Source organism: Streptomyces sp. NPDC048603 (genome assembly GCF_043199475.1).
Classification (GTDB): Bacteria; Actinomycetota; Actinomycetes; order Streptomycetales; family Streptomycetaceae; genus Streptomyces.
Genome location: NZ_JBICVY010000001.1, coordinates 263,735 through 286,852 on the forward strand (window position 1 = coordinate 263,735; position 23,118 = coordinate 286,852).

General features: G+C 73.0%; 19 protein-coding genes. 11 read left to right on the forward strand and 8 right to left on the reverse strand.

Annotated elements, in window-relative coordinates:
* Positions 1-19: 19 nt before the first annotated feature.
* From ACGFQ9_RS01210 to ACGFQ9_RS01220, 3 genes are all read left to right on the forward strand, one after another.
* Positions 20-487 (forward strand): (2Fe-2S)-binding protein, encoded by a 468-nt coding sequence (locus tag ACGFQ9_RS01210; RefSeq protein ID WP_393570774.1) that lies wholly within the window; start codon positions 20-22, stop codon positions 485-487.
* Positions 484-1,476, forward strand: a complete 993-nt coding sequence (locus tag ACGFQ9_RS01215; protein ID WP_393569911.1) for an FAD binding domain-containing protein — start codon at positions 484-486, stop codon at positions 1,474-1,476. The genes ACGFQ9_RS01210 and ACGFQ9_RS01215 overlap by 4 nt, the downstream gene beginning before the upstream one ends.
* 76 nt (positions 1,477-1,552) lie before the next feature.
* Positions 1,553-3,658 (forward strand): xanthine dehydrogenase family protein molybdopterin-binding subunit, encoded by a 2,106-nt coding sequence (locus ACGFQ9_RS01220; RefSeq protein WP_393569913.1) that lies wholly within the window; start codon positions 1,553-1,555, stop codon positions 3,656-3,658.
* 84 nt (positions 3,659-3,742) lie between these two features.
* Here the strand turns inward: ACGFQ9_RS01220 and ACGFQ9_RS01225 are convergent, their stop codons facing one another.
* Genes ACGFQ9_RS01225 through ACGFQ9_RS01235 form a run of 3 tightly spaced genes read right to left on the reverse strand, consistent with a single transcriptional unit; the run spans position 3,743 to position 9,925 of the window.
* The gene (locus ACGFQ9_RS01225) at positions 3,743-5,455 is read right to left on the reverse strand and encodes a thiamine pyrophosphate-binding protein (protein WP_393569915.1); all 1,713 of its coding nucleotides are present in this window, start codon (positions 5,453-5,455) and stop codon (positions 3,743-3,745) included.
* Positions 5,452-6,870, reverse strand: a complete 1,419-nt coding sequence (locus tag ACGFQ9_RS01230) for a hypothetical protein (RefSeq protein ID WP_393569917.1) — start codon at positions 6,868-6,870, stop codon at positions 5,452-5,454. Before ACGFQ9_RS01230 ends, ACGFQ9_RS01225 begins: the two co-directional genes overlap by 4 nt.
* A gap of 13 nt (positions 6,871-6,883) precedes the next feature.
* On the reverse strand, positions 6,884-9,925 hold the full coding sequence (locus tag ACGFQ9_RS01235; RefSeq protein ID WP_393569919.1) for a peroxidase family protein: 3,042 nt from the start codon (positions 9,923-9,925) through the stop codon (positions 6,884-6,886).
* A 177-nt stretch (positions 9,926-10,102) separates the two neighbouring features.
* Here ACGFQ9_RS01235 and ACGFQ9_RS01240 point away from each other — a divergent pair, with 177 nt between their 5' ends.
* Positions 10,103-12,058 carry a serine/threonine-protein kinase gene (locus ACGFQ9_RS01240; protein WP_393569921.1) on the forward strand — a complete coding sequence of 652 codons (1,956 nt, stop codon included), beginning with the start codon at positions 10,103-10,105 and terminating at the stop codon, positions 12,056-12,058.
* Positions 12,058-12,936: an MBL fold metallo-hydrolase gene (locus tag ACGFQ9_RS01245; protein WP_393569923.1), complete on the forward strand. Its 879-nt coding sequence runs from the start codon at positions 12,058-12,060 to the stop codon at positions 12,934-12,936. Before ACGFQ9_RS01240 ends, ACGFQ9_RS01245 begins: the two co-directional genes overlap by 1 nt.
* 131 nt (positions 12,937-13,067) lie before the next feature.
* On the opposite strand, the gene ACGFQ9_RS01250 is transcribed toward ACGFQ9_RS01245, so the two are convergent.
* On the reverse strand, positions 13,068-14,345 hold the full coding sequence (locus ACGFQ9_RS01250) for an MFS transporter (RefSeq protein ID WP_393569925.1): 1,278 nt from the start codon (positions 14,343-14,345) through the stop codon (positions 13,068-13,070).
* Between the two features lie 55 nt (positions 14,346-14,400).
* Here ACGFQ9_RS01250 and ACGFQ9_RS01255 point away from each other — a divergent pair, with 55 nt between their 5' ends.
* Together ACGFQ9_RS01255 and ACGFQ9_RS01260 are read left to right on the forward strand one after the other, a co-directional pair.
* The gene (locus tag ACGFQ9_RS01255; protein WP_393569926.1) at positions 14,401-15,540 is read left to right on the forward strand and encodes an ArsR family transcriptional regulator; all 1,140 of its coding nucleotides are present in this window, start codon (positions 14,401-14,403) and stop codon (positions 15,538-15,540) included.
* A 169-nt stretch (positions 15,541-15,709) separates the two neighbouring features.
* Positions 15,710-17,041 carry an LCP family protein gene (locus tag ACGFQ9_RS01260; RefSeq protein ID WP_393569928.1) on the forward strand — a complete coding sequence of 444 codons (1,332 nt, stop codon included), beginning with the start codon at positions 15,710-15,712 and terminating at the stop codon, positions 17,039-17,041.
* A gap of 57 nt (positions 17,042-17,098) precedes the next feature.
* On the opposite strand, the gene ACGFQ9_RS01265 is transcribed toward ACGFQ9_RS01260, so the two are convergent.
* The gene (locus ACGFQ9_RS01265; protein ID WP_393569930.1) at positions 17,099-18,037 is read right to left on the reverse strand and encodes an oxidoreductase; all 939 of its coding nucleotides are present in this window, start codon (positions 18,035-18,037) and stop codon (positions 17,099-17,101) included.
* A 147-nt stretch (positions 18,038-18,184) separates the two neighbouring features.
* On the opposite strand from ACGFQ9_RS01265, the gene ACGFQ9_RS01270 reads away from it, so the two are divergent.
* The 4 genes from ACGFQ9_RS01270 (at position 18,185) to ACGFQ9_RS01285 (ending at position 20,636) form a co-directional block, all read left to right on the forward strand.
* Complete coding sequence (locus ACGFQ9_RS01270) at positions 18,185-19,144, forward strand: ArsR family transcriptional regulator (protein WP_393570776.1); 960 nt, start codon at positions 18,185-18,187, stop codon at positions 19,142-19,144.
* Positions 19,145-19,154: 10 nt separating this feature from the next.
* On the forward strand, positions 19,155-19,982 hold the full coding sequence (locus ACGFQ9_RS01275; protein WP_393569932.1) for a class I SAM-dependent methyltransferase: 828 nt from the start codon (positions 19,155-19,157) through the stop codon (positions 19,980-19,982).
* Positions 19,958-20,410: a hypothetical protein gene (locus ACGFQ9_RS01280; protein ID WP_393569934.1), complete on the forward strand. Its 453-nt coding sequence runs from the start codon at positions 19,958-19,960 to the stop codon at positions 20,408-20,410. The genes ACGFQ9_RS01275 and ACGFQ9_RS01280 overlap by 25 nt, the downstream gene beginning before the upstream one ends.
* Positions 20,411-20,507: 97 nt before the next feature.
* Positions 20,508-20,636, forward strand: coding sequence for a hypothetical protein (locus ACGFQ9_RS01285; RefSeq protein WP_393570832.1), 129 nt, complete (start codon positions 20,508-20,510; stop codon positions 20,634-20,636).
* Between the two features lie 128 nt (positions 20,637-20,764).
* On the opposite strand, the gene ACGFQ9_RS01290 is transcribed toward ACGFQ9_RS01285, so the two are convergent.
* The 3 genes from ACGFQ9_RS01290 to ACGFQ9_RS01300 form a co-directional block, all read right to left on the reverse strand.
* Positions 20,765-21,505 (reverse strand): class I SAM-dependent DNA methyltransferase, encoded by a 741-nt coding sequence (locus tag ACGFQ9_RS01290; RefSeq protein WP_393569936.1) that lies wholly within the window; start codon positions 21,503-21,505, stop codon positions 20,765-20,767.
* Positions 21,506-21,574: 69 nt separating this feature from the next.
* The gene (locus tag ACGFQ9_RS01295) at positions 21,575-22,132 is read right to left on the reverse strand and encodes a DUF3291 domain-containing protein (RefSeq protein WP_393569938.1); all 558 of its coding nucleotides are present in this window, start codon (positions 22,130-22,132) and stop codon (positions 21,575-21,577) included.
* A 272-nt stretch (positions 22,133-22,404) separates the two neighbouring features.
* Complete coding sequence (locus ACGFQ9_RS01300; RefSeq protein WP_393569940.1) at positions 22,405-22,968, reverse strand: dihydrofolate reductase family protein; 564 nt, start codon at positions 22,966-22,968, stop codon at positions 22,405-22,407.
* Positions 22,969-23,118: the final 150 nt, after the last annotated feature.

Here is a 23,118-nt window from a genome sequence, read left to right on the forward strand (position 1 = left end):
GACGCGGTCCGTCGTCCGGATGCGTGTCAACGGCAAGGAGTACGAGGCCGACGTGGACCACCGGGTCACGGTCCTCGACCTGCTGCGCGAGCACCTGGGGCTGACCGGTACGAAGAAGGGGTGCGACCACGGGCAGTGCGGAGCCTGCACCGTGCTGGTCGGCGGGCAGCGGCTGAACAGCTGTCTGCTGCTGTCGGTCGCCTGCGACGGGGCCGAGGTCACCACCGTGGAAGGTCTGGCGGGGGCGGACGGGAGGCTGCACCCGCTGCAGGAGGCGTTCCTGGAGCGGGACGCCTTCCAGTGCGGCTACTGCACGGCGGGTCAGCTGTGCTCCGCCGTCGGGCTGCTGGCCGAGGGCGGCGACCTGAGCCGGGAAGGGATCGCCGAGGGACTGAGCGGCAATCTGTGCCGGTGCGGCGCCTACCCGCGCATCGTGGACGCCGTCCGGGACGTCGCCGCCGCGACCGGTCACGGGGCGGTCGAGTGAAGCCCTTCGCGTACGTGCGGGCCACGGGCGTGGCCGAGGCCATCGCCGCGCACGGCGGCCGGCCAGGCTCCCGCTACCTCGGCGGGGGCACCAACCTCGTGGACCTGATGAAGCTCGGCGTGGAGGTCCCCGACACGCTCGTCGACCTCTCCGGGCTGCCCCTGGACTCCGTGACCGGGACCGCGGACGGCGGGCTGCGGATCGGGGCCGGGGTGCGCAACAGCGCGCTGGCCGGCCACCCGCTGGTCCGGGACCGGTACCCCGTGCTGGCGCAGGCGGTGCTGGCGGGGGCCTCCGGGCAGCTGCGGAACGCCGCCACCACCGGCGGGAACCTGCTGCAGCGCACCCGGTGCCCCTACTTCCAGGACGTGTCCAAGCCCTGCAACAAGCGGTCGCCCGGCACCGGCTGCGGTGCCCGTGACGGGGTCCACCGCGACCACGCCGTGCTCGGCCACTCCCCGCAGTGCATCGCCACGCACCCGTCCGACCTGGCGGTGGCACTCGCCGCGCTCGACGCGACCGTCGAACTGCAGGGCCCCGAGGAGGCACGGACCGTACCGGCGGCCGGATTTCACCGGCTGCCGGGTGCGCACCCCGAACGGGACACCGTCGTGGCGCCCGGCGAGATCGTGACCGCCGTGGTGCTGCCGCCCGGCACCGCCGGCCTGCCCGCGCGGTACCGCAAGGCGCGGGACCGCGCCTCCTACGCCTTCGCGCTGGCGTCCGTCGCCGCCGTGCTCGACGTCCACGAGGGGCGGGTGCGGCGGGTCGCGCTCGCGTTCGGCGGTCTGGCGCACCGGCCGTGGCGGGCCGCCACGGCCGAGGAGCGGCTGCTGGGTGCCGCTCCCACCGAGGACGCCGTACGGGCCGCGGTCGAGGCGGAGCTGGACCGGGCGGAGCCGCTGCGCGACAACGCCTTCAAGGTGCCGCTCGCCCGGAACCTCGCCTGTGAGGTGCTGAACGGCCTCGCGCGCGGTGCACGCCCCTGACACACACCCCGGACACGCACGCACCCCACACCGTCGCCGGATCGCCGGCGTAAGACACCCCTGAGAGAGGGCCGCCATGAAGTCGAGCCTCGCGCACCGGGTCGGCGCCGTCGGCTGGTCCGCCCAGCGCCGCGAAGGCCGGGAGAAGGTCACCGGAACGGCCCGCTACGCCGCCGAGTTCGCCCCGCCGAACCGGGCGTACGCCTGGCCGGTGCCCGCGACGGTGGCCCGCGGGCGGGTCACCGCCGTCGACACCGCGGAGGCCCTCTCCGTCCCCGGGTGCCTCGCCGTGCTCACCCCCGGCAACGCCCCGCGGCTGGGCCCAGCCGACGATCCCACGCTCCGGGTCCTGCAGGACCACGGGGTGCCGCACCGCGGCTGGTACGTGGCGCTCGCCGTGGCCGAGACCCTGGAGGCGGCGCGGGCCGCGGCCGCCGCCGTACGGGTCGGCTACGCCACGGACCCGCACGACACGGTGCTCCACACCGGGCATGCCCGGGCGTACACCCCCGAGAAGGTGAACGGCGGCTACCCGGGGCACCGGGAACGGGGTGACGCCGGTGCCGCGTTCGAGGCCGCTCCCGTCCGCGTGGACCGCACGTACGCCGTGCCGGCGCTGCACAACCACCCGATGGAGCCGCACGCCGCCACCGCGCACTGGGACGCGGAGGCGGACGCCCTCACCGTCCACGACTCCAGCCAGGGCTCCGGGCTGGTCCGCACCACCCTGGCCACGCTGTTCAGGCTCCCGCCCGACCGGGTCACCGTGATCTCCGAGCACGTCGGCGGCGGGTTCGGCTGCAAGGGGACCCCGCGCCCGCACGTGGTGCTGGCGGTGATGGCGTCCCTGCACACCGGCCGCCCCGTCACCCTCTCCCTGCCCCGGCGGCAGCTGGCGGCCGTCGTCGGTCACCGGCCGCCCACCCTGCACCGGGTCCGGCTGGGCGCCCGTACGGACGGCACGCTCACCGCCGTCGCGCACGAGGTCACCACGCACACCTCGCGGGTGCGGGAGTTCGTCGAACAGGCCGCCGTACCCGCGCGCGTCATGTACGCGGCCCCCGGCCTGCTCACCACGCACCGGGTGGTCGCCCTCGACGTGCCCACGCCGTCCTGGATGCGGGCGCCCGGGGAGGCTCCCGGCATGTACGCCCTGGAGTCGGCGATGGACGAACTGGCCGAGGCCCTCGGCCTGGACCCGGTGGAGCTGCGCATCCGCAACGAGCCGCCTGCCGAACCGGACAGCGGCCGCCCGTTCAGCAGCCGCCACCTGGTGGAGTGCCTGCGCGACGGGGCCGCCCGGTTCGGGTGGGCGGAGCGGCGCACGCCGCTGCGGGACGGCCCGCTGCTGATCGGCACCGGGGTCGCCGCCTCCACCTATCCGGTGTGGATCGCGCCTTCCTCGGCCCGGGCCCTGGTCCGGCCGGACGGCACGTACCTCGTCCAGGTCAACGCCACCGACATCGGGACCGGTGCGCGCACCGTGCTGTGGCAGATCGCGGCGGACGCCCTGCGGGCGCCGGCGAACCGGGTCGAGCTGGAGATCGGGAACAGCGGGCTGCCTGCGGGGTCGGTGGCCGGAGGTTCGGCCGGGACGGCGTCCTGGGGCTGGGCCGTGCACAACGCCTGCACGGACCTGGCGGCGCTCCTGGAACGCCACCAGGGGCCGCTGCCGGAGGGCGGGCTGACGGTGACGGCCGATACGACGGCCTCCGCGCGGCAGCGGTCGCCGTACTCCCGGCACGCCTTCGGCGCGCAGTTCGCCGAGGTGCAGGTGGACACGGTCACCGGTGAGGTACGGGTGCGGAGGCTGCTGGGCGTGTTCGCCGCGGGGCGCATCCTCAACCCGCTGACCGCGCGGTCGCAGCTGGTCGGGGGGATGGTGATGGGGCTGGGCATGGCCCTCACCGAACACAGTGCCGTGGACTCCGCCTTCGGGGACTTCACGGAGGGCGACCTCGCCTCTTACCACGTCCCGGTGCACGCCGACGTGCCCGACATCGAGGCGCACTGGATCGACGAGCACGACAAGCACCTCAACCCGATGGGCAGCAAGGGCATCGGGGAGATCGGGATCGTCGGCACGGCGGCGGCCGTGGGGAACGCCTTCCACCATGCGACGGGCCGGCGGATCCGCGAGCTGCCCCTCTCCCCGGACCGGGTCCTGGCCGCGCTGGGGTGAGCGGCGCGGGGCGGGGCGGGGCCGGCCACATGAGCCGGGCCGGCCGCGTGGGCAGGGCAGGCCGCGTGGGCAGGGCCGGCCGCGTCAGTCGTCGCCGCGGAGGCGGTCCTCGATGGTCTCGACGAGGCCGGCGATCACGCCGTCCGGGGACGGGCTGTAGTGCGGCACCGCCCAGCGCGTGATCCGGGCGTCGATGATCGTGGGCCGGCCGGAGGCCAGGGCGGCGCGGAAGGCGTCCTCGAACTCCTCCAGCGTCTCGACCCGGTGGCCGTCGGCGCCGCAGGCCCTCGCGTACGCGGCGTAGTCCGGGTTCTCGAACTCCACCAGGGCGGACTCGCCGTAGGTGACCAGCTGGAAGAGCTTGATCAGCTTGAACTCGCCGTCGTTGAAGATGACCCAGATGACAGGGAGGTCGTTCTCGACGGCGGTCATCAGCTCGAACCCGGAGAGGGCGTAGCAGCCGTCGCCGCAGCCGACGACGACGGTCCGGTCGGGGTGGGCGGCCTTCAGGCCGATGGCCCCGTTGACGTGGCCGGCCATGGGTCCGAAGGAGCCGGCCTTGCGGAAGTTCTGGCCCTCCTCCAGTTCCACGTAGTAGCTGAGCCAGGCCAGGTGGGCTCCCGCGTCGGCGAGCAGCACGGCCCGCGGGGGCAGCATCCGGCCGATGGTCTGGGCGAGTTCGCCGGGGTGGATCTTCCCGGTGAGGTGGGTGATGTGCCGGGCCTCGTAGTCGCGGCCCTCGACCTCGGCCGGCGGGACCTCGCCCACCTTCTCCTCCAGGGCCCGGGCGAGTGCGGCCATGGCCGGGCGCGCGTCGGACAGCAGGGCGTGATCGGGGCGGTACGCCTTGCGGAACTCGCGTTCGGCGATGTTGACGTGGATGAGCACCTTGTTCTCGAACAGGTCCTCGCGGTAGTCGAAGGTGGCGTGCTGGTTGAGGGAGTTCCCGACGCACAGCACGACGTCGGCCTCGCGGAACGCCTTCCAGGCACTGGCGTGGCCGCTGTCCGCGAAGACGCCGAGGGAGAGGGGATGCCCCTCGGAGACGATGCCCTTGCCGTCGAGCGTGGTGAGCAGGGGGATCTGAAAACGTTCGACCATGTGCCTGATCTCCGGGCCCGCTCCGCTGCGGACGGCACCGAAGCCGGCCAGCAGAACGATCCGCTGCCGTCGTTCGATGGCCTCGGCCAGCACGGACGCGATCTTCTCTACCTGGGCGGGGTCGGGCAGGACCGGAGCCACGTCGAGCCGGATCGGCCGGAAGTCCGTGACCTCGACCCCGCGGTGGGTCAGGTCCTCGGGCACGTGGATGTGGACGGGTCCGGGCCTGCCCTCGAAGGCGGTGTTGACCGCTTCCTCCAGTACGTCGCAGGTGTCGGCGATGTCGGTGAGCAGGAAGGACTTCTTGGTGGTGGCCGCGAACATGGCCTGCGAGTCGGGGGTGCCGTTCAGGCCGGAGGTCTCGTTGAGGGAGCCCCAGCCCTGCCACTGCCGCGATGCGTAGCCGGAGACGGCGAGGACGGGATAGGAGTCGGACAGGGCGACGGCCAGCCCGGAGAACAGGTTGAACGCGCCGGGACCGGCGGTGGCGAAGCAGAATCCGAGCCGGTTGGTGTACATGGCGTAACCGCAGGCCATGAAGGATGCGGCCTGCTCGTGGCGGGTGATGACGGGCCGGATCAGCTTCGAGTGCTTCAGGGCCATCATCAGTCCGGCCGCGTTCTCGCCGGCACCGCCGAAGGCGGCGCGGACCCCGACGCCTTCCAGCCCCTTGACGATGGCTTCGTAGACCCTCACGGTGTTTCCCCTGCTTCCCAGAGTGCGGTGTGGCGGCGGTGGGCGTCGGTCAGGCCCGCCGTGAAGAAGCGCTCGTAGTACTCGGTTTCCACGTGGTGGGTCTGGAGCCAGATGCCGGGCACGTGGACGGCGTCGGTGTGGGCCGGGAAGCGGCCGTGGGTGGCGTGGACGTACACGCAGATGTCGCGGGCGCAGTCGATGACGTCCTGGTCGTACTCGCCCGCCTCGGCGAGGTAGCGCTGCGCGTAGTCGTCCTTGTAGATGCGGGCGAAGAGCGGTTTGTCGGTGTAGATGCCGCCCTCTCCGAACTTGGAGCGGACGACCGCGTCCACGGCGTCCTCCATCGAGGGGTGGTTGGGCGGGCAGGCCGCCTTGATGAGGTGTTCGCCGTCCACGCGCAGGCCGACCGGGTGGGAGCGCAGCCGGGCGTACGCGGGCAGCGGGACGTGCCAGCGCAGGACGTCGGCCGGCCGGAAGCGGGGGGTGACGAAGTCGAAGCCGAGCATGCGGCCGTAGGTGCGGGAGAACTTGGGGTCGCCCAGCAGGATCTGGGGGCCGATGGTCGCGTGGATCCAGGCGCCGAGTCCCATCGCGTCCGCGACGAGCATCATGTTCTGGAGGAGGAGGTCGGCCTCGATCTGGGTGCGCATGGGGCCGAGGGCGCCGAGCGGGAGCTTGATGTCGGGGTTGAGGAACCCGTTCCTGATCCACTTGCGGACCCCGGCCGGCCGGTAGAAGTTCCGGTCGTCCACGAGGGTGGGGCGGGCTCCCTCGGGCTGGGTGAGGAGGTACATCAGGGCGTTGATGTACTGGTGGGAGAGGTCCACGACGGGCAGGAAGAGCGTGCTGCCCTCGAGGTTGGACAGGAAACGGTTGGAGTCGAGGTACGCGGGGAAGTCGCGCAGGCCCTCGGCGACGTCGAGGCGGCGGTCGAGTACGCGGACCTTCGAGCGGCGGGCGCGTTCGATGAGCGTGTCCGGGTCGAAGGCGGGTTCCGGGGAGGGCGGCAGCTTCCGGAGGTAGTAGGTCCCGCTGTCGTTGATCATGAAGAAGTGGGTGGCCTGGGCGTTGTCGGGGCTGCCGGCGGTGCGTCCCGTCATGGTCAGGTTGGGTTTGGCCATGATGGGCTGGTGGTCCCGCGGGTCCTCGAAGGGCCGGTCGGGCATGGTGAGTCCGGAGCTGCCGGTGAGGGCGATGAGGACCGCCTCCTCCAGCTCGCCGAGGGGCTGCGGGGGGTGCGGGGAGCGGTAGCTCATCGAACCGGCGGGCACGGAGGCTCCGCGGCTGACCCGGTGGGTGCGGCGCCTGAAGAGCGTCTCCCACAGCGGGCGCGAGAGGAGGGCCTCCAGGCCGGGGTGCGGGGGGCCTGGGTGCGGGGGGCCGGGGCTCCGGCTGCCCGGTGGGGGCTCGGACACGGTTGCCTCCCGCTCAGCGCCGGGCCGGGCCGATGCCGGTGTCGTCGCCCGTGCCGCTGTTCGCGGCGTTGCCGGTGCCGGTGCCGTTGTTCGCACCGTTGCCGTTGCCGTTGCCGTTGCCGTTGCCGTTGCCGTTGCCGGCGGGAGATACCGTCCGCCAGGGTGCGAAGGCGTTTCCGGTGCGGGGCAGCACCCCGGCCAGTTCGGGGCAGTGGCGCAGGATCACGCTCGTCATGCCGTTGCGTGCGATCCAGTCCATGCCGAGCGGCGTGTAGATCTCGGGCCGGAAGTCCACGGTGAGGAAGCGGTCGCTCTGCAGCCGCCGGCTCGCCATCAGGATGAAGATGCGGAAGGCGGTGTCGCTGAAGCCGAAGCCCTCGGGCGGGTTCTCTGCGAACAGCCCCACCATGGTGTCGATCTCGTCGACCGACCGGTACACCTCCTTCAGCCGGGCGAGGGTCTCCGGATCGGTGGAGAGGTCCTCGAAGCGCCGGATCCGCGGCTTGTGCAGGCCCGCCCGGAAGTCGTTGTAGCGCGGGACCCCGCGCCGCCGGGTGCGTACGAGGTCGACCACGGAGAGGTCGATCACCTCGCCGTCGCGCTCGAACGCCCGCAGCGCGTGGGGGTAGTTGTGCAGGGTGATCGCTCCCGGGTGGGCAATGCCCAGCGAGTACAGGGTGTTGACCAGTCCGGTCTTCCGGATGAGCGGCTCCGCGGCCGTCCCCTGCAGGTCGTTGAAGGTCAGGGTGTCCAGGCGGCGGCCGAAGCGGTGGTCGACGAGCTCGTAGTCGTCCGGGAGGAGCGGGTGCATGCGGTAGACGGTGACGAAGTCCTCGGTGAGGGAGTACGGGACCCCGTGGTGGTCGGGGAGCGTCTGCGGGATCCCGTCGAGGCCGTGCTCCTCGAACAGCCACAGGCCGAGGCGGCTGAGCCATGACTTCGGCGGTCCCTGCCAGTTGGTCTTCATGCCGATGTCGAGGGCCTCCGTGGCGAGGATGGCGGGGGTCCACTCGACGGTGTGGATCTTGGCGATCAGCGCGGAGACGACCAGCCGTGCGGTGTGGTAGACGCGGTCCTCTCCCATGGCGGGGTATTCGGCGCGCAGGGCCGCGCACACCGCGTTGTGCTCGCGGGCGAAGAGGGTGTGCATGGAGCTCAGTCCGAGCCACCAGCTCTCGTTGAACCCGGTCAGGGGCAGGCCGTTCACGGCGCCCCGGAGGCCGCCCGCGCCCCCGGTGCCACTGGTGCCGTTCGCTCCGTCGGCGTACGGCAGGTGGCCGTCCTCCAGGCGGAGCGCGGCTCCGCCGCCCGGCTCGCGCAGGGACCTCGCGACGGACTCGTCGCCGCCGTAGACCTCCGATCCGTCCCACCAGTGCGATACGGCGCTCTCGAAGAGCAGCGGCGGGCCGCCCCCGGGCAGCCGCACCTCCTCGTTCTCGGCGAACCGCATGACCTTCTCCGGCGGCCCGCCCGGGGTGTTGCGCCAGGTGACACCGGGCGGCAGAGGGACCTCCACGGTCTTGCTCCCGGACGGGTACCGGCGGTGGTTGACCCAGTCGTGCACCTGGAACTGGATCCACGCGGCGGCGAGGACGTTCAGGGAGCGCGCCGGGATGAACGCGTCGCGGTGCAGCAGTTCCCGGCTGACGGTCACCGGATTGGGCGTGTCGTCCAGGTCGGGCCGGTGTACGGGCTTGAGGTTGCGGCCGAAGACGGCGCCGACCGCGCCCATCCGCGGTGCGGACAGGTCGTTGTACGAGCCGTCGTAGCTGCGGCGGACCCGGAGTTCCTCGTCGACGGGCGGCGGCGGTTCCGGCCGGGCCGTGGGCGGGGCCTCGTGGACGTCGGTGTCGATGAGGTTGCTGCGGCGCAGCTCCTGCCGGAAGGCCATGAGGTTGAGCAGGGCGGGCTGGGTGGGCAGCCGGTGCCACGGCAGGACGCGGTTCACGGCGCGGAAACCCGCCCGCAGCGGTACCCCGAGCAGGGTGTTGCGCCGGGGCGGGACGGTGACGAAGCGGTGGCCCTGACGGTGGGCGCTGCTCGCCTCGTAGGCGAGTTTGCGGACCCGGTTGAGGTTGCCGAGGGGGCGGAAGCCGTCCGTGGTGTGCCACGGGTTGAACTCCATGCGGTCGATCCGGGACGCCACCGCACGCGCCTCGGCGGTGCGGATGTCCTGGCGCGGGATGGTGAGGACGGCGACGGGGACGACGGGCGCGTCCTCCTCCCTCCACTCGGCGGCGCCGTCCTCGATGGGGGTGCGCCGGCCGTCCACGTAGCGCTGCACGCAGAGTTCGAACCGCACGTCGGAGTCGCGGAGCCGGCGGGCGAGCTCGCGTTCCAGGTGGTCGGGGTCCGTGCCGGACGGGTCCGGGGCGGGAACCAGGGCCGGCGCCGCGGCCGCCGAGCCGCCGGAGGCCGGGCGCAGCCGGTAACGGACCGGCCCGGAGTCGCCCCACAGGATCGCGCCGCGGCTCCAGTACGTTTCCAGGGCCAGGCTGCTCACGGGGCGGCGGGTGCCCGCCATCACGTTGCGGCGCATCCGGGCGGCGGTGGACCAGCCGACGGCGAGGGGCAGTCCGAGGAACAGGGCGGCGCCTTGCCGGATCCGTGAGTCGGCGCCCGCCATGACCTTGGCGAACTCCACGAACTCGCGTGCGGAACGGGCGTGGGACACCGGGAAGCTGGTCATCAGCAGGTCGTGGACCTCGCCGGGGCCGGTGTGGACGCGCAGCGCGGCCCCGCGCAGATCGGGCACGAAGTCGGGCCGGCGTACGCCGCTGGCGTTGGACAGGCGTACGGTCACCGGGTATTCGGCACCGGGGCGGGCGAAGTCGCCGCGCAGGGCCTCGGGGAGGTCGTCGAGGAAGCGCAGCCGGGCGTTGTTGACGCCGAGGACCCCCTTGGCGTGGAACGTCCGTTCGACGGATGCGGCGCGGCTGCGCTTCTTCAGCTTGAGCTGCACCCGCAGGAGGTCGTCCACCAGCCGCCGGAACACCTCCCGCTCCGCCTCCGGGCTGCCTCCGACGTACCGCTCGTACTGCCTGGCCTGGTGCATGCGTGCCTCTTCGCGCGAGGGGATCCTCTTCACCTTCCGCCACTCTGTCCTGCCGCCGGGGCGGGCGCGCGGGGAGCGGGCCATACGGCCCATGCGCTTCACGCCCTCCGCCCGCCCGGCGGTTCTTGGGTAGGGTGCCGTTCGAGGTCGGCGGGCAGCGCGGGAGAGACGATGGTGATGAGCGGTCAGCCAGGGGACCGGAGCGGTTCCGTCCAGGTCTTCCATCCACTTGGCGCGGAGGACCCGGCCACGATCGCCGGGTACCGGCTGGCCGCCCGGCTGGGCGCGGGCGGCATGGGCAAGGTGTACCTCTCGTACACGCCCGGCGGACGGCCCGTGGCCATCAAGGTGATCCGCCCCGAGTTCGCCGAGGACGCCGAGTTCCGCCGCCGGTTCGCCCAGGAGGTGCAGTCGGCGCAGCGGGTGCAGGGGCTGTTCACCGCACCGGTCATCGACGCGGACACCGACGGCGCGCGGCCGTGGCTGGCCACCGCGTACGTGCCCGGGCCCTCGCTCGCCGACGCGGTCGTCGCGCACGGGCCGCTGCCGGTCGGGGCGGTGCTGCTGCTCGTCGCGGGCATGGCCGAGGCCCTGCAGGTCATCCACGGCGCGGGCATCGTGCACCGCGACCTCAAACCGTCCAACGTGCTGCTCGCCGCGGACGGGCCGCGCGTCATCGACTTCGGCATCGCCTACGCCGCCGACGCGACCTCGCTGACGAGCAGCGGCGTGACCATCGGGACCCCGTCGTTCATGGCGCCCGAGCAGGCGGCCGCGCGCAGGGTGACACCGGCCACGGACGTGTTCGCGCTCGGCCAGGTCGCGGCGTACGCGGCGGCCGGTACGCCCGCCTTCGGGGAGGGGACCTCGCACGGGGTCCTGTACCGGATCGTCCACGAGGAGCCCGACCTCGGCGGGGTGCCGGAGCGGCTGCGGGAACTGGTCGGCCGCTGTCTGGCCAAGGAGCCGGCCGCCCGGCCGTCGATCGCCGAGATCATCGGCCTGTGCCAGTCCGCGAACGAGGGGACGGTGCTGCGCCGCCCCGAGGACTGGCTGCCGGCCGCGGTCGCCGCCGACATCACCGGACGCGCGGCGGCCCCGGCGCCGGCCCAGGCACCGCCGCCGCCGACGGTTGCCCCGACGGCCCCTGCCACCGGCGCCGCCCCTGGCGTCCCTGCCGCCCCTGCCGCCCCGCCGGCGACGTATGCGCCCACGGCGGCGGCGACCCCTCCACCGGCGTACAGCCCGACCGCGGTGAACCCGTCCGCGGTGAACCAGTCCGCGCCGCAGCCTCCGCAGTACGGGCCGGGGGCCGGCGCGCCGACGCAGGTACCGGCACACGGGCACACCGGGCCGCACGCGCCGACGCAGTTCGCGGCGCCCGCACCCACTCCGGCTCCGGCTCCGGGCCCGGCTCCCGTCGCGGCTCAGGTCCCGTTCCCGGCTCCGGGGCAGACGTACCCGGGCCACCCGGGCCACCCAGGCCACCCCGGATACCCGGCCGCGCCCGTGCAGTTGCCGCCGCGGCGCTCGGGCAGGCGGGGCCTGGTCATCGCGCTCGCCGCCGCGCTGGTGTTCGGCGTCGTCGGCGGGGCCACGGTCTACTCGCTCCTCAAGAACAAGGACGAGGACCGGCAGAGCCAGGGCGGCGGCTCCGCCCGGAACGGCAGCTCTTCGCAGGGCGGTCAGCAGGGCGGCGGGGGCACCCCGACGGGCTCGGGCGCGAAGGCCGGTCCGGAGCCGGCCGAGTTCAAGGGCGTCAACCTCACCGCGGGCTACCACCTGACCCTCGGCGACGACCAGGTGCGGCCGCAGCAGGGCGAGGACGGCGGCTACGAACTCTCCTACGACACCGGTGGCTACCTCGACGCCGAGACCCAGGGCGGGAACCTCGTACTGCTCGATCCGGGACAGCAGGGATCGCTCGCCGCCTGCCGTGCGGACACCCGCTTCACCCAGAACGTCTACGTCGACAAGCTGGCCAAGGGGCGGCAGCTCTGCGTCACCACGGGCTCGGGGCACCTGGCCCTGGTCACCGTCCGGGGCTTCTCCCCCGAGGGCTCGCCCAGCACGTACATGACGCTGGACGTGACGGTCTGGCGCAACGCCGCCGGCTCGGGATCGGGCAGCTGATGGACGACTCCGCCCCGTCCCCGGTCGACTTCTCCGGGGCGTCCGGGCCCCGCGGGCTGGACGGCGTCCGGTGGATCCACGGCTCGCCGTCGGCGAAGCACAACACCGACCCGGACATCCAGGTCCACGCGTACGACGAGCACACGTTCATCCTGCGGCAGAACATGGCGGTCAACTACGAGGGGCCGTTCCTCTTCCTGCTGTTCGGGAACGAGCGGGCGGTGCTGATCGACACCGGCGCCACCGAGTCCGCCGAGTTCTTCCCCCTGCGCCGGGTGGTCGACGGCCTCGTCGCGGACTGGCTCACCCGCAATCCCCGCGACGGCTACGGGCTGCTGGTGCTGCACACGCACGCGCACGGAGACCACGTGGCGGGCGACGCGCAGTTCGCGGGCCGGCCGGACACGACGGTCGTCGGTGCCGGTCTGGCCACGGCCTGGGAGTACTTCGGTTTCGCCGCGGACCCCGACGCCGTGGCGCGGGTCGACCTGGGCGGCCGGGTGCTGGAATGCCTCGCCACGCCGGGCCACCACGAGACCGCAGTGACCTTCCACGACCCGTGGACCGGCTTCCTGCTGACCGGCGACACGGTCTACCCCGGCCGGCTGTACGTCCAGGACTGGGCGGCGTTCACCCGCACCATCGACCGCCTCATCGAGTTCTCGGCGCACCGGCCCGTCACCCATGTGCTCGGCTGCCACATCGAGATGACCCGCGAGCCGGGCGTGGACTACCCGATCCGTACGACGTACCAGCCCGACGAGCCGCCACTGCAGCTGACCACCGGTCATCTGCACGCGATCCGCGCGGCGATCACGGAACTGGGCGACGAGCCCCGCCGCCACGCCGGCACCGACTTCATCCTCTGCCCGGACTGACCCCGCCGGGCGCGGCCGTACACCCGTGTCCTCGGCCTGTCCGCGCTGCTTGCCGACCGCATCGAGAGGCCGGCGCCGGAAGGACTTCGCCGCGCACTCTCCACGGGCTGCCGGGGACGGCGGACAGGCGCTCACGGTGGTGTGGGGCGGCGGGGGACCAGGTGGCGGGTCAGGGCCGTGGCGGTCAGGAGGGCGATCAGGGTGCAGACCGCCGGCCAGCCGTAGGCCGTGTGGGCGCGGACGCCGAGCCAGGAGCCGGCGGTGCCGCCGAGGTAGGAGCAGGTCATATAGGCGGTGTTGAGCCTGCTGCGGGCGTCCGGGCGGAGGGCGTACACACGGGTCTGGTTGGCGATCATGCCGGACTGCATCGAGACGTCCAGCAGCAGGGTGCCCGCGCTCAGCGCGGCCAGGCCGGCCGGGCCGCCCAGCGCACCGCCGGCGAGGACCGCGGCGGCGAGCAGCACGCCGAGCAGGCATACCAGGTTCACCGGGCCGGGCCCGTGCCGGTCGACCAGGCGCCCGGCGTACGGGGTGCACAGCACGGTGACCGCGCCGACCAGGGCGAGCAGGCCGACCGCCTCGGCGCCCAGGCCGTACACCGGGCCGGTCAGCAGCAGTGCCACGCTGGTCCAGGCGGCCGAGAAGCCGCCGAAGACGGCTGCCTGGTACCAGCAGGAGCGGCGCAGCTCCGGTTCGGCGCGGAGCAGTCGCAGCGGTTCGGCGAGGAAGTGGAGGTACGGGCGGCGGGCCGCCGGTGGCGGGGTGGTGACCGGTACGGCGTACGCCGTGACGGCCGCGAGGAGCAGGGCGATGGCCGCGGCGGCCAGGTAGGGGGCCCGCCAGCCCAGCCACTCGCCGAGCACCCCGCCGAAGGTGCGGGCCAGCAGCATGCCCGCGGTCGATCCGCTCAGCAGGGTGCCGAGCGCCTCGCCCCGGTGCCGGGGTGCCACGAGGCCCGCCACCATGGGGCCGATGATCTGTGCGGCCACCGTGGTCAGTCCGACCAGGGTGCTCGCCGCGGCCAGCGGCGGCAGGGCCGGGGCACAGCCCGCGCCGAGCAGGGCCAGGCCCGTCAGGGCGAGCAGGACGACCAGGAGCGTGCGGTGCCGGATCCGGTCGCCGAGGGGCACCAGGAGGACCATCCCCGCGGTGTAGCCGATCTGGGTGGTGGTCACGACCAGGCCGGCCGTGCCGGCCGGGACGTGCAGCCCTTCGGCGATCAGGGGGCTGATGGCCTGGGGGAAGTAGAGGTTGCCCACGGCCACGGCACAGGTGACGGCCAGCAGCAGCACCAGACGGCGGCTCAGCCGGCCGCTGCCGCCACCGCCGTCGGCGGGCTGATCCTCATGGGTGGGGAGGGGCGGCGCGGACGGAGGGGGTGGGGAGGGCGGCGAGGGCGGGGAGGTCATGGGGGAAGTCCACGGCACCGGCCGGGCCCTGCCAATTGATGTAGCGTGTGGCTTAATGATCAGCTTCGAGCTCGGTGTCGAGGACCTCGCGCTCACCCGGTTCGCCGTCTCGCCGCTGGGTGAGACGGTGCTGAGCCTGCGGGTGCTGCGTGATCCGGGGCTCTCCGCCCTGCACCTGCCGTGGCGCCGGTCGGTCCTCGGCCGGCTCGGCGGGCTGGACACCGGGCTGCTGATGTCCCTGGTGGCGGACCGGCTCACCCTGCCCGACTTCCTCACGCCCAGGCCCGAGGTCTTCGAACCGGCCTTCGAGGAGGAACTGGCCGTCGTCCGCCGGACTCCGCCCGCCGTGGTCCGGCGGGACCTGGCCGCCGCACACGCACCCGATCCGCTGCCCCCGCTCCTGCACGCGGCGAACGCCGCGGCTGACCGGCACCGGGACCGGCGCACGGACCGGGACCGGGACCGTGACGAGGAGGTCCTCGCACTCCGCGACCGGGTCTGCGAACTGCTCCACCGCTACTGGGAGATCGCCGTCCGCCCGGTGTGGCCGCAGATCCGGCTGGTGGTGGAGGCGGACATGACCTACCGGGCACGGCAGCTGGCCCGGGGCGGCGCCCGGCTGCTCTTCGCCGACATGCATCCCCAACTGCGCTGGGAGGACGGCGGGTCACGGGGTGTGCTGCACGTGACCCGGACCATCGGGGCCGGGTACCGCGCGAAGGCGTCCGGCCGGGGGATCCTGCTGGTGCCCTCGGTGTTCGCGCACAAGGTCGCTCCCCCCGTCGGCCCGGGGGAACCCCCGGCGCTGCTCTACCCGAGCCGCGGTGTGGGGACGCTCTGGGCCACGGCGCCCGCTCCCCCGTCCGGTCCGGGCGGTTCCTCCCGCGAGCCGGCGCTCGTACCGCTGCTCGGGGCTCCCCGGGCGCGGCTGCTCGGTCTGCTGGCGGAGCCGCTGGCGACCGTCGAACTCGCCCGCCGGCTGCGCGTCACGCCGAGCGCCGTCTCCCAGCACCTGCGCGTGCTGTACGGTGCCGGGCTGGTCACCCGGGCCCGGCAGGGACGGCAGGTGCTGTACCGGCGCAGTCCGCTCGGCGACCGGCTCGGCGCGAGGAGTGCCCACGACGAAGGTGCGTACGACGGGAGCGCGGAGGACGGCAGCGCATACGGCGGGAGCGCATACGGCGGGAGCGCGTAGCACCGGTCCGGCCGCGACAGCGTGATCGCCCATTCCGGGGAGGTGCCCGCGGCTCCGGGGTCCGCACCGGCGTGGGGTCGTGGCGGTCCCGGCACGAGGGGCTACGGTCCCCTGCAGGCTCCCTCCTCCCGGTCTCGTTGCTCCCCCCTCGACGATTTGGGGATGTGCGTTGCGTCGTCTCACCGTTGCCCTGACCCTGCTGGCCACCCTCGCCTCCGGCACCTTCCTGAGCACCGCGCGGGCCGTGCCCGCCGAAGGTGAACCGCCGCCGGGCCGCGCCGCCGGCGGACGCGGTACGAACGTGCTGGTTCTCGGCATCGACAGCCGGGCCGGGCTGTCCGCGGCCGAGAAGCGCCGGCTGCACGTGGGCGGCAAGGGGTGCAACTGCACGGACGTGATGATGCTCCTGCACCTTTCGGAGGACGGGCGCCGCGCGAGCGTGGTCTCCCTACCCCGCGATTCGTACGTCGAGTACGCGGATGCCACCGGTGCCGCCACCGGGCGCATGGGCAAGATCAACGGCGCGTACGCGATCGGCGGCGGGCCGATGACGGTGAAGACCGTCGAGAAGGCGACGGGGCTGCACATCGATCATTACCTGGAGACCGGGTTCACCGGCTTCGAGCAGGCCGTGGACGGGCTGGGCGGAGCGACGGTCTGCACCGACAGACCGCTTCAGGACGAGAACTCCGGGCTGGACATCACGGCCGGAGTGCACCTCACGAACGGCAACAACACCCTGCGCTACGTCCGGGCCCGGCACGTCGGCCGCCCCGGCGACCTCGGCCGGGTACGCCGCCAGCAGCGCATGGTGACGGACCTGCTGACCCGGCTCACCGCCGAAGGAGCCCTCTCCGACCCGCTGCGGACCGCCCGGACGGCCCGCGATCTGCTGAAGTCCGTGCGGGCGGGTGCCGGGACGGATTTCCTCGACCTGGTCCGGATCGGGGTGACGCTGGGCCGGCTGGGCGCGGAGCGGACCGAGTTCGCGACCGTGCCGATCCGGCTGTTCGACAACCGGGTGCCGGGCGTGGGCTCCACCCTGGTGTGGCACGAGGCGCGGTCCGCCGCGTTGTGGGACGCCCTGGCCGCGGACCGTCCGATCACGGGCGACACCCGTATCCAGCCCGTGCCGAATACCCCGGTGACGACCAACCCGGCGGGGATCGCGGTCCGCGTGGACGACGCCTCCGTCGCGGCGGCACTGCGCCGCGAGAACTTCGAGGTCACCGACACCTCGGCCGCGGCGCCACTGGTGCGCCCGGAGGGCCCGCCGGTCATCCGTTTCGCCCCGGGCCAGGAGGAGAACGCCGCCACCCTGGCGGCCGCCCTGCCGGGCGCGCGGCTGGAGGCCGTCCCGGGCCACGGCGCGGACTTCGACGTCACCGTCGGGACGCAACGGGTCGAGGTCCGGGCCGTCACCTACGACCGCAACGTCGCCGATGGCGCGCCGGTGACCGGCGACCGCCTCGGGTGCGCGGGCTCGGCCGGGCGTTCGTAGCCCCGGACGGCACTCGTACCGCCGTGGGGCACCCGTGATCCCCGCGGGCCGGGCTCGTCAGTCCTGGGTGCGGTGGTGGAGGGAGTCGAGGAGGTCGAGGTCGGTCGCGGAGAGCCGGAGGGCGCCGGCGGCCACGTTGGCGTCCAGGTGGGCGGGGTCGCCGGTGCCGGGGATGGCCAGGAGGTGCGGGCCCCGGTGGAGGGTCCAGGCCAGTCGCACCTGGGCCGGGGTCGCGCCGTGGGCCTCGGCGACGGAGCGGATCTCCCCGGCTTCGGTATGGGCGGAAGCACCGGCGTCGGCCGGGGGATGAGCGCCCGCCTCGCCGCGCGCGGCGGCGATCGAGTAGAAGGGGACGAAGGCGATGCCCTGCTCCCCGCAGTGGCGTACGAACTCGTCCTGCTCGGGGCGGACCCCGATGCCGTACGGGTTCTGCACGCACACCACGGGGGCGATCGCGCGGGCCTCGGCGAGCTGTTCGGGGCGGACGTTGGAAACGCCTAGGTGGCGGATGAGGCCCGCCTCGCGGAGCTCGGCCAGGGCGCCGAAGCGTTCGGCCAGCGAAGCGGGGCCGATGACGCGGAGGTTGACCACGTCGAGATGGTCGCGGCCGAGCTGGCGCAGGTTCTCCTCGACCTGACCGCGCAGCTCGCGCGGGCCGGCGTGCGTGGCCCACTCCCCGTGCGCGTCCCGGGCGGGGCCGACCTTGGTGGCGATGACGAGGTCGTCGGAGTAGGGGGCGAGGGCACGGTTGATCAGTTCGTTGGCGGAGCGCAGCGGCGAGAAGTAGAACGCGGCGGTGTCGATGTGGTTCACGCCGAGTTCCACGGCGCGGCGCAGCACCGCGATCGCCTGGTCCCGGTCCCGGGGCACGGCGCGGGGCACGAGGGCCCCGCCGGTCTGCGGGAGCCGCATCGCGCCGAACCCGACCCGGTTCACCTCCAGGTCGCCGAGCTTCCAGGTCCCTGCCGCCGCCGCGGTGATCGTCTGTGAGGTCATGGCGTGATGATCTACGGCCGGTAGGCTGCCCGGCCATTGGTTAACACATGCGTGAATCATCATCCGGGGCATGGGGCATGGGGGCGCGGGACATGGGGGCGCGGGGCGTTGGCTGAGCTGGTGCTGTCGTTGGGGGACCTGGCCCGGATGCGGTTCTGCGTCTCCCCGATGTGGGAGGTCGGTCCGGGCATGCGGCTGCTGCGGTCCGGGGCCGTTCATCCGGTGCACGGCCCGTGGGTGGATCAGGTACGGCCGCGGCTGGCCGCGGCCGGGCTGGACCGGGGACTGCTCGCCGAGCTGGTGCCGCCCTGCGGCTACGTGCCGGACTTCCTCAACCCGGTGCCGTCCGGCCCCGCGCCCACGCGGGCGGAGGAGCTCGCCTCGATCCGTGCGACCCCGGAGCCGCGGGTGCGCCGGGACCTCGACCGGCTGCGGGAGGAACGGGGCGGGCTCGGGCCCCGTGCCCGGTCCCTGTACGCCGATCCGCGTGCGCAGCTGGTCGGGCTGACGGAGGAGATCGAGGCGTACTGGGAGCTGGCGCTGGCTCCGTACTGGGCGCGGATCAAGGCGGTGCTCGACGCCGATGTGTTCCACCGGGCGCGGCAGGCCGCCGAGTACGGCACGGTCCGGCTCTTCGACGAGCTGCATCCGGCGGTGAGCTGGAACGGCTCCGGGCTGCGGCTGCCGCGCCGGCTGCGTCCGCTGCCCGCGGGGGCGGCGGACGCGGGGCTGCTGCTGATCCCGTCGGTGTTCACCGGGCCGGTGCCGTTCACCCGGGTGGCGCCGCCGGATCCGCCGCAGCTGGCGTATCCGGCGCGCGGCACGGGGAGGCTGTGGGAGCGGCGCCCGGTGGCCGCCGCCGGGACGGCGGCGCTCGCAGCGGTGCTGGGCCGCTCGCGGGCCCTGCTGCTCGCAGAGCTGGAGGTGCCGGCCTCGACGACCGAACTGGCCCGCCGTACGGGGCTGTCGGCGCCCGGGGTCTCGCAGTACCTGCGTGCGCTGCGCGGTGCCGGCCTGGTCAGCGCCCACCGGGCGGGCCGCTCCGTGCTCTACGCCCGGACGGCGGCCGCCGAAAACCTGATCGCGGCGCCGACGGGTCCCGCGTAGCGTCCGGCGCATGGCCGACGAAAGCTTCCGGGATCCACGGCTCGCCGCGATCCACGACGCCCTGGACCCGGACCGCGGTGACCTCGACGTCTACGCCGGGCTGGCGGCGGAGACCGGGGCGCGCCGGGTGCTGGACATCGGATGCGGGACGGGGGTGTTCGCGCTCCTGCTCGCCGAGCGGGGCATCGAGGTCACCGGGGTCGATCCGGCGCGGGCGTCCGTGGACGTGGCCCGGGCCAAACCGGGCGGCGAGCGGGTGCGGTGGATCTGCGCTGACGCCACGGCCCTGCCGCCGATGCACGTCGACCTGGTGACGATGACCGCGAACGTCGCCCAGGCCATCACCGGGCCGCAGGCGTGGCTCGGGACGCTGCGGGGTGCGTACGGGGCACTGCGGCCGGGCGGCCTGCTGGTGTTCGAGACCCGGGATCCGGCCGCCCGCGCCTGGGAACGGTGGCACCGCGGGGCCACGTACCGGGTGACGGCGGTCCCGGGTGTCGGCTCGGTGGAGAGCTGGGCGGAGGTGACGGAGGTGGACGGACCGCTGGTGACGTTCCGCGAGACGCGGGTGTTCGCCGCCGAGGGGCGGGTGCTGACCTCGGAGTCGACGCTCCGGTTCCGCGAACGGGAGGAGGTGGAGGCCGATCTGACGGCCTGCGGATTCGTGCTGGAGGAGGTGCGCGGCGCCCCCGACCGCCCGGGCCTGCAACTAGTCTTCCTGGCCCGCCGCCCGCCCACGGCCCACACGGCCCACACGGCGGTGAATAAAGAAACTCGTTTCCGGTCCACTGCCCGTGTAGGCAGGATGCCCGTATGTCGACCGAAGTCAGCGGGTTGATCGAATGCCGACCAGGTGCCCGCCTCTGGGGCCCCGACGATGAGGACTCCGTGTGGCACTCCGCCATCGACCTCTTCCTGCTCAACAACGGCAATGCCTACGCCGGGTTGGCATGCCTCTTCGGCATCCGCAACTACTTCGGCTTCCGTCCGTTGGCCGAGGGCCGCGGCCTTCCGGGCGACGCCTCCGAGGATCTGCGGACCGAATACGCCTCGTACGGCGGACCTCCTGACGTCCACGGCACGACATGGATCACGTGGGCCGAAGTGGCCGCCGCCGACTGGAAGGAAACCGACAGCTCGGGCTCGCGGAGCCGGGCGTCGGTCGCTGGAGACGAAACCAACTGGGGACCGGTCTGGAGCGTGATGCGGATACTCGGCGAACTCCACGGAGCCGACCACGTGCGACTTGTCGTCTGGTTCCACTGACCCGGGTTCCACGGCATTGCTCTTCCTACGTCACCACTGCGTCCCGGCTCACGCCACCAGGGAGGTCGCGCGGACCTGCGCACCGGCGTGCCCGAGGATGACCGGGTCACCGAGGGAGGGCAGTGGGGCGCTCCCCCAGCGACTGGCCTACCTACTGGTCGCCTTCGGCTGGGTGCTGACGACTGCCGTCGTCGCGGGCGTCACCCGCACCCTGCAGAAAGGCTGAGAACTTCCGACGGGAATGGGCGCGTCAAGGTGGTTGGATCGCTCCGGGACTGACGATCCGGGGGGGGTGGACGGCTCGGCCGAAGGTGCGGGAAGTCGCCGATCGCCCGTCGGGGCACCGAGCACGGCTCAGGTCGGCTTGCGCCACACGGAAATGTGCTTCGTGGAGTCCTGGGCGAACGGAGCCCCGTCCCAGTCCGCGACGCGACGTTCCAGCTCGAGCCCGGCGATCCGTGCCATCAGGTCGAGCTCTGCCGGCCAGGCGTACCGGTGCCGGGAGTTGTCGCGGCGGTAGCGGCCGTCGTCACCGTCGCGGGTGAAGTGGTGCGAGACGAGAATCTGCTCGACCAGGTCGAAGGTGTCGAAGCCGAGATGCTGCTCGGAGACGTCGAACGGCACGGCGACCTGGCCGGGCGGCAGGAACCGCAGCGGTGGCACGCCCAGCTCGATGACGAATCGGCCGCCGGGCCCCAGATGACGTGCGGCGTTGCGGAAGCACTCGACCTGCTCGTCCTGCGTGAGCAGGTTCGTGATGGTGTTGTAGACGAGGTAGACCAGGGTGAACTCTCCGGGGACGACGGTGGCGGCCATGTCCCCGATGACCACCGGGAGAGTGCTCTCGTCGACCTTGCGCCGCAGCACCGCTGCCATGTGCTCGGACAGTTCGATGCCCACCACCTGCACGCCGCGTTCCCGGAGCGGGACACCCACTCGTCCGGTACCGATGGCGAACTCCAAGGCCCGGCCGTCTCCGGCGAGCTCGGCGAGGAAGGCGAGAGCCGGTCCGAGAACGGCAGCCGAGGACGCTTCGGCCTCCTCGGCGTCGTAACGGTCGGCGGTCGCACGGGTCCACAGCTCACTGCTCGTCACGGACGGCCACTTTGCCGGGTGCCGAAGGGGCTGTCGACGCATTTTGTTCTCCTCGGCGCGGCTTCCTTGTCAGCGGACCTGGTCGCTCTTCGGCCCGATGCCGCTGATCCTGGCCGGAGTTCCGTCCTGGGCGAACGAGTGGCGGAAGGTGAAGGCGTGCGGCGCGGAGCCGTGGTCGTGGAGGTGTTCCAGCCTGGAGACCCCGTCCTGCCAGGTGGGTATCACGCCGTCGGCGACCCACCAGAACACGTGGTTCGGGTGTCCTGTCCGCTCGAACCAGTCGTAACGCCTGTTCAGCGCCTCACGGTGCAGACCGGTGTAGACGGCGTCGAAGGCGGGACGCAGGTCGGTCCAGAGCGAGAGGGTCGTGGCCAGGGCGGTGGTTTCCACCGTACGGCCCTTGCCGTACCAGGTCGGTACGGCGAACTCTCCCCATGCGCCCCAGTCCGCGTCGAAGAGCATGCCCCGGTCACCGCCCGCCACTTCAGCACGCGCGAGGTATCCGGGATGCCGGCTGATCTTCCGGTAGACGGCCTCACCCATGTCGTAGAACTCGCTCGTGAGAGGTGCGGGATCGACGAGAGGTAACTTCAGGACGCCGAACGTGTACAGCGCAAGACGGGGCATGTGTCTCTCCGTGGTCGGGGGTGCCTGGTGCGGACCCACGGGTGGCTCAGCCAGAAGGAACTCCTGTGCGGCCGTGGGCAATCGCCGAAGACCAGGTGAAGGTAGCTGCCTCTGCGACCCCTGTCGAAGTTGCGTTTTCCCTGCCCAAGTGGCCTCTTGTACCGCTCGTTGCGGGGGCTGGGGCGATGACGGGCGGGGCCGGCTGCGGAGCCCCGAACGCCGCCGGACGCGTGCGGTCGAAGATGCCGCCGCCGCCCTGTGGGTCGATACGCCTAGCGCGCCACGCGGTAGCGGAGGTAGACGACCTTTGAGCTGAAGGTGCGGGTCTCGACGAGGTCGAGGTCCACCCGGTGCTCATGCCGGGGAAAGAACGGAGTGCCACCGCCGACCAGCACCGGGTAGAGCCTGGTCCGGTACTCGTCGATCAGACCCGACGCGGCCGCCGCGGCGGCGAGGGTCGCGCCGCCGATCGCGATGTCGCCCGTTCCCGGCTCGGCTCGCAACCGCTCGATCTCCTCCGCCAGGCCACCGGAGGCCAGGCGGGCATTGCCCTGCACCGCCGACAGCGTGGTGGAGAACACCACCTTGGGGAGCGAATTCCAGATTCCGGCCCATTCGAGCCTCGAGTCGTCGAGCGATGGATCCTGGTCGGCGGTCTCCCAGTACAGCATCGTCTCGTACAGCCGTCGCCCCAGCAGGTGGACGCCGACGTGCCGGATCTCGTCGATCCAGGAACGGAAGACGTCCTCGTCGGGCTCCGTCCAGTTGAAACCGCCGTCCGGCCCGGCGATGTAGCCGTCGAGCGAGACGTTCATCGAATAGGTCACGCTGCGCATCGGGGCTCCTCCTCGGTGACGGGCACGGCGGTACGACCACCGGACGCCGCCGGACTCATCGTGACGCGCGGGACCCCTCAGTGCCCCGGGACCCTCGGGCGTTCACACGTCAGGACGAGAAAGGTGTTATTTCAGGATTCGGGGTTATGT

Bases quoted from the DNA above. Each gene is read 5' to 3' on its own strand.
- ACGFQ9_RS01210 (WP_393570774.1), top strand. From the start codon at position 20: ATGCGTGTCAACGGCAAGGAGTACGAGGCCGACGTGGACCACCGGGTC.
- ACGFQ9_RS01220 (WP_393569913.1), top strand. From the start codon at position 1,553: ATGAAGTCGAGCCTCGCGCACCGGGTCGGCGCCGTCGGCTGGTCCGCC.
- ACGFQ9_RS01235 (WP_393569919.1), bottom strand. From the start codon at position 9,925: ATGCACCAGGCCAGGCAGTACGAGCGGTACGTCGGAGGCAGCCCGGAG.
- ACGFQ9_RS01240 (WP_393569921.1), top strand. From the start codon at position 10,103: ATGAGCGGTCAGCCAGGGGACCGGAGCGGTTCCGTCCAGGTCTTCCAT.
- ACGFQ9_RS01245 (WP_393569923.1), top strand. From the start codon at position 12,058: ATGGACGACTCCGCCCCGTCCCCGGTCGACTTCTCCGGGGCGTCCGGG.
- ACGFQ9_RS01250 (WP_393569925.1), bottom strand. From the start codon at position 14,345: ATGACCTCCCCGCCCTCGCCGCCCTCCCCACCCCCTCCGTCCGCGCCG.
- ACGFQ9_RS01255 (WP_393569926.1), top strand. From the start codon at position 14,401: ATGATCAGCTTCGAGCTCGGTGTCGAGGACCTCGCGCTCACCCGGTTC.
- ACGFQ9_RS01265 (WP_393569930.1), bottom strand. From the start codon at position 18,037: ATGACCTCACAGACGATCACCGCGGCGGCGGCAGGGACCTGGAAGCTC.
- ACGFQ9_RS01270 (WP_393570776.1), top strand. From the start codon at position 18,185: ATGCGGTTCTGCGTCTCCCCGATGTGGGAGGTCGGTCCGGGCATGCGG.
- ACGFQ9_RS01275 (WP_393569932.1), top strand. From the start codon at position 19,155: ATGGCCGACGAAAGCTTCCGGGATCCACGGCTCGCCGCGATCCACGAC.
- ACGFQ9_RS01280 (WP_393569934.1), top strand. From the start codon at position 19,958: ATGTCGACCGAAGTCAGCGGGTTGATCGAATGCCGACCAGGTGCCCGC.
- ACGFQ9_RS01285 (WP_393570832.1), top strand. From the start codon at position 20,508: ATGACCGGGTCACCGAGGGAGGGCAGTGGGGCGCTCCCCCAGCGACTG.
- ACGFQ9_RS01295 (WP_393569938.1), bottom strand. From the start codon at position 22,132: ATGCCCCGTCTTGCGCTGTACACGTTCGGCGTCCTGAAGTTACCTCTC.
- ACGFQ9_RS01300 (WP_393569940.1), bottom strand. From the start codon at position 22,968: ATGCGCAGCGTGACCTATTCGATGAACGTCTCGCTCGACGGCTACATC.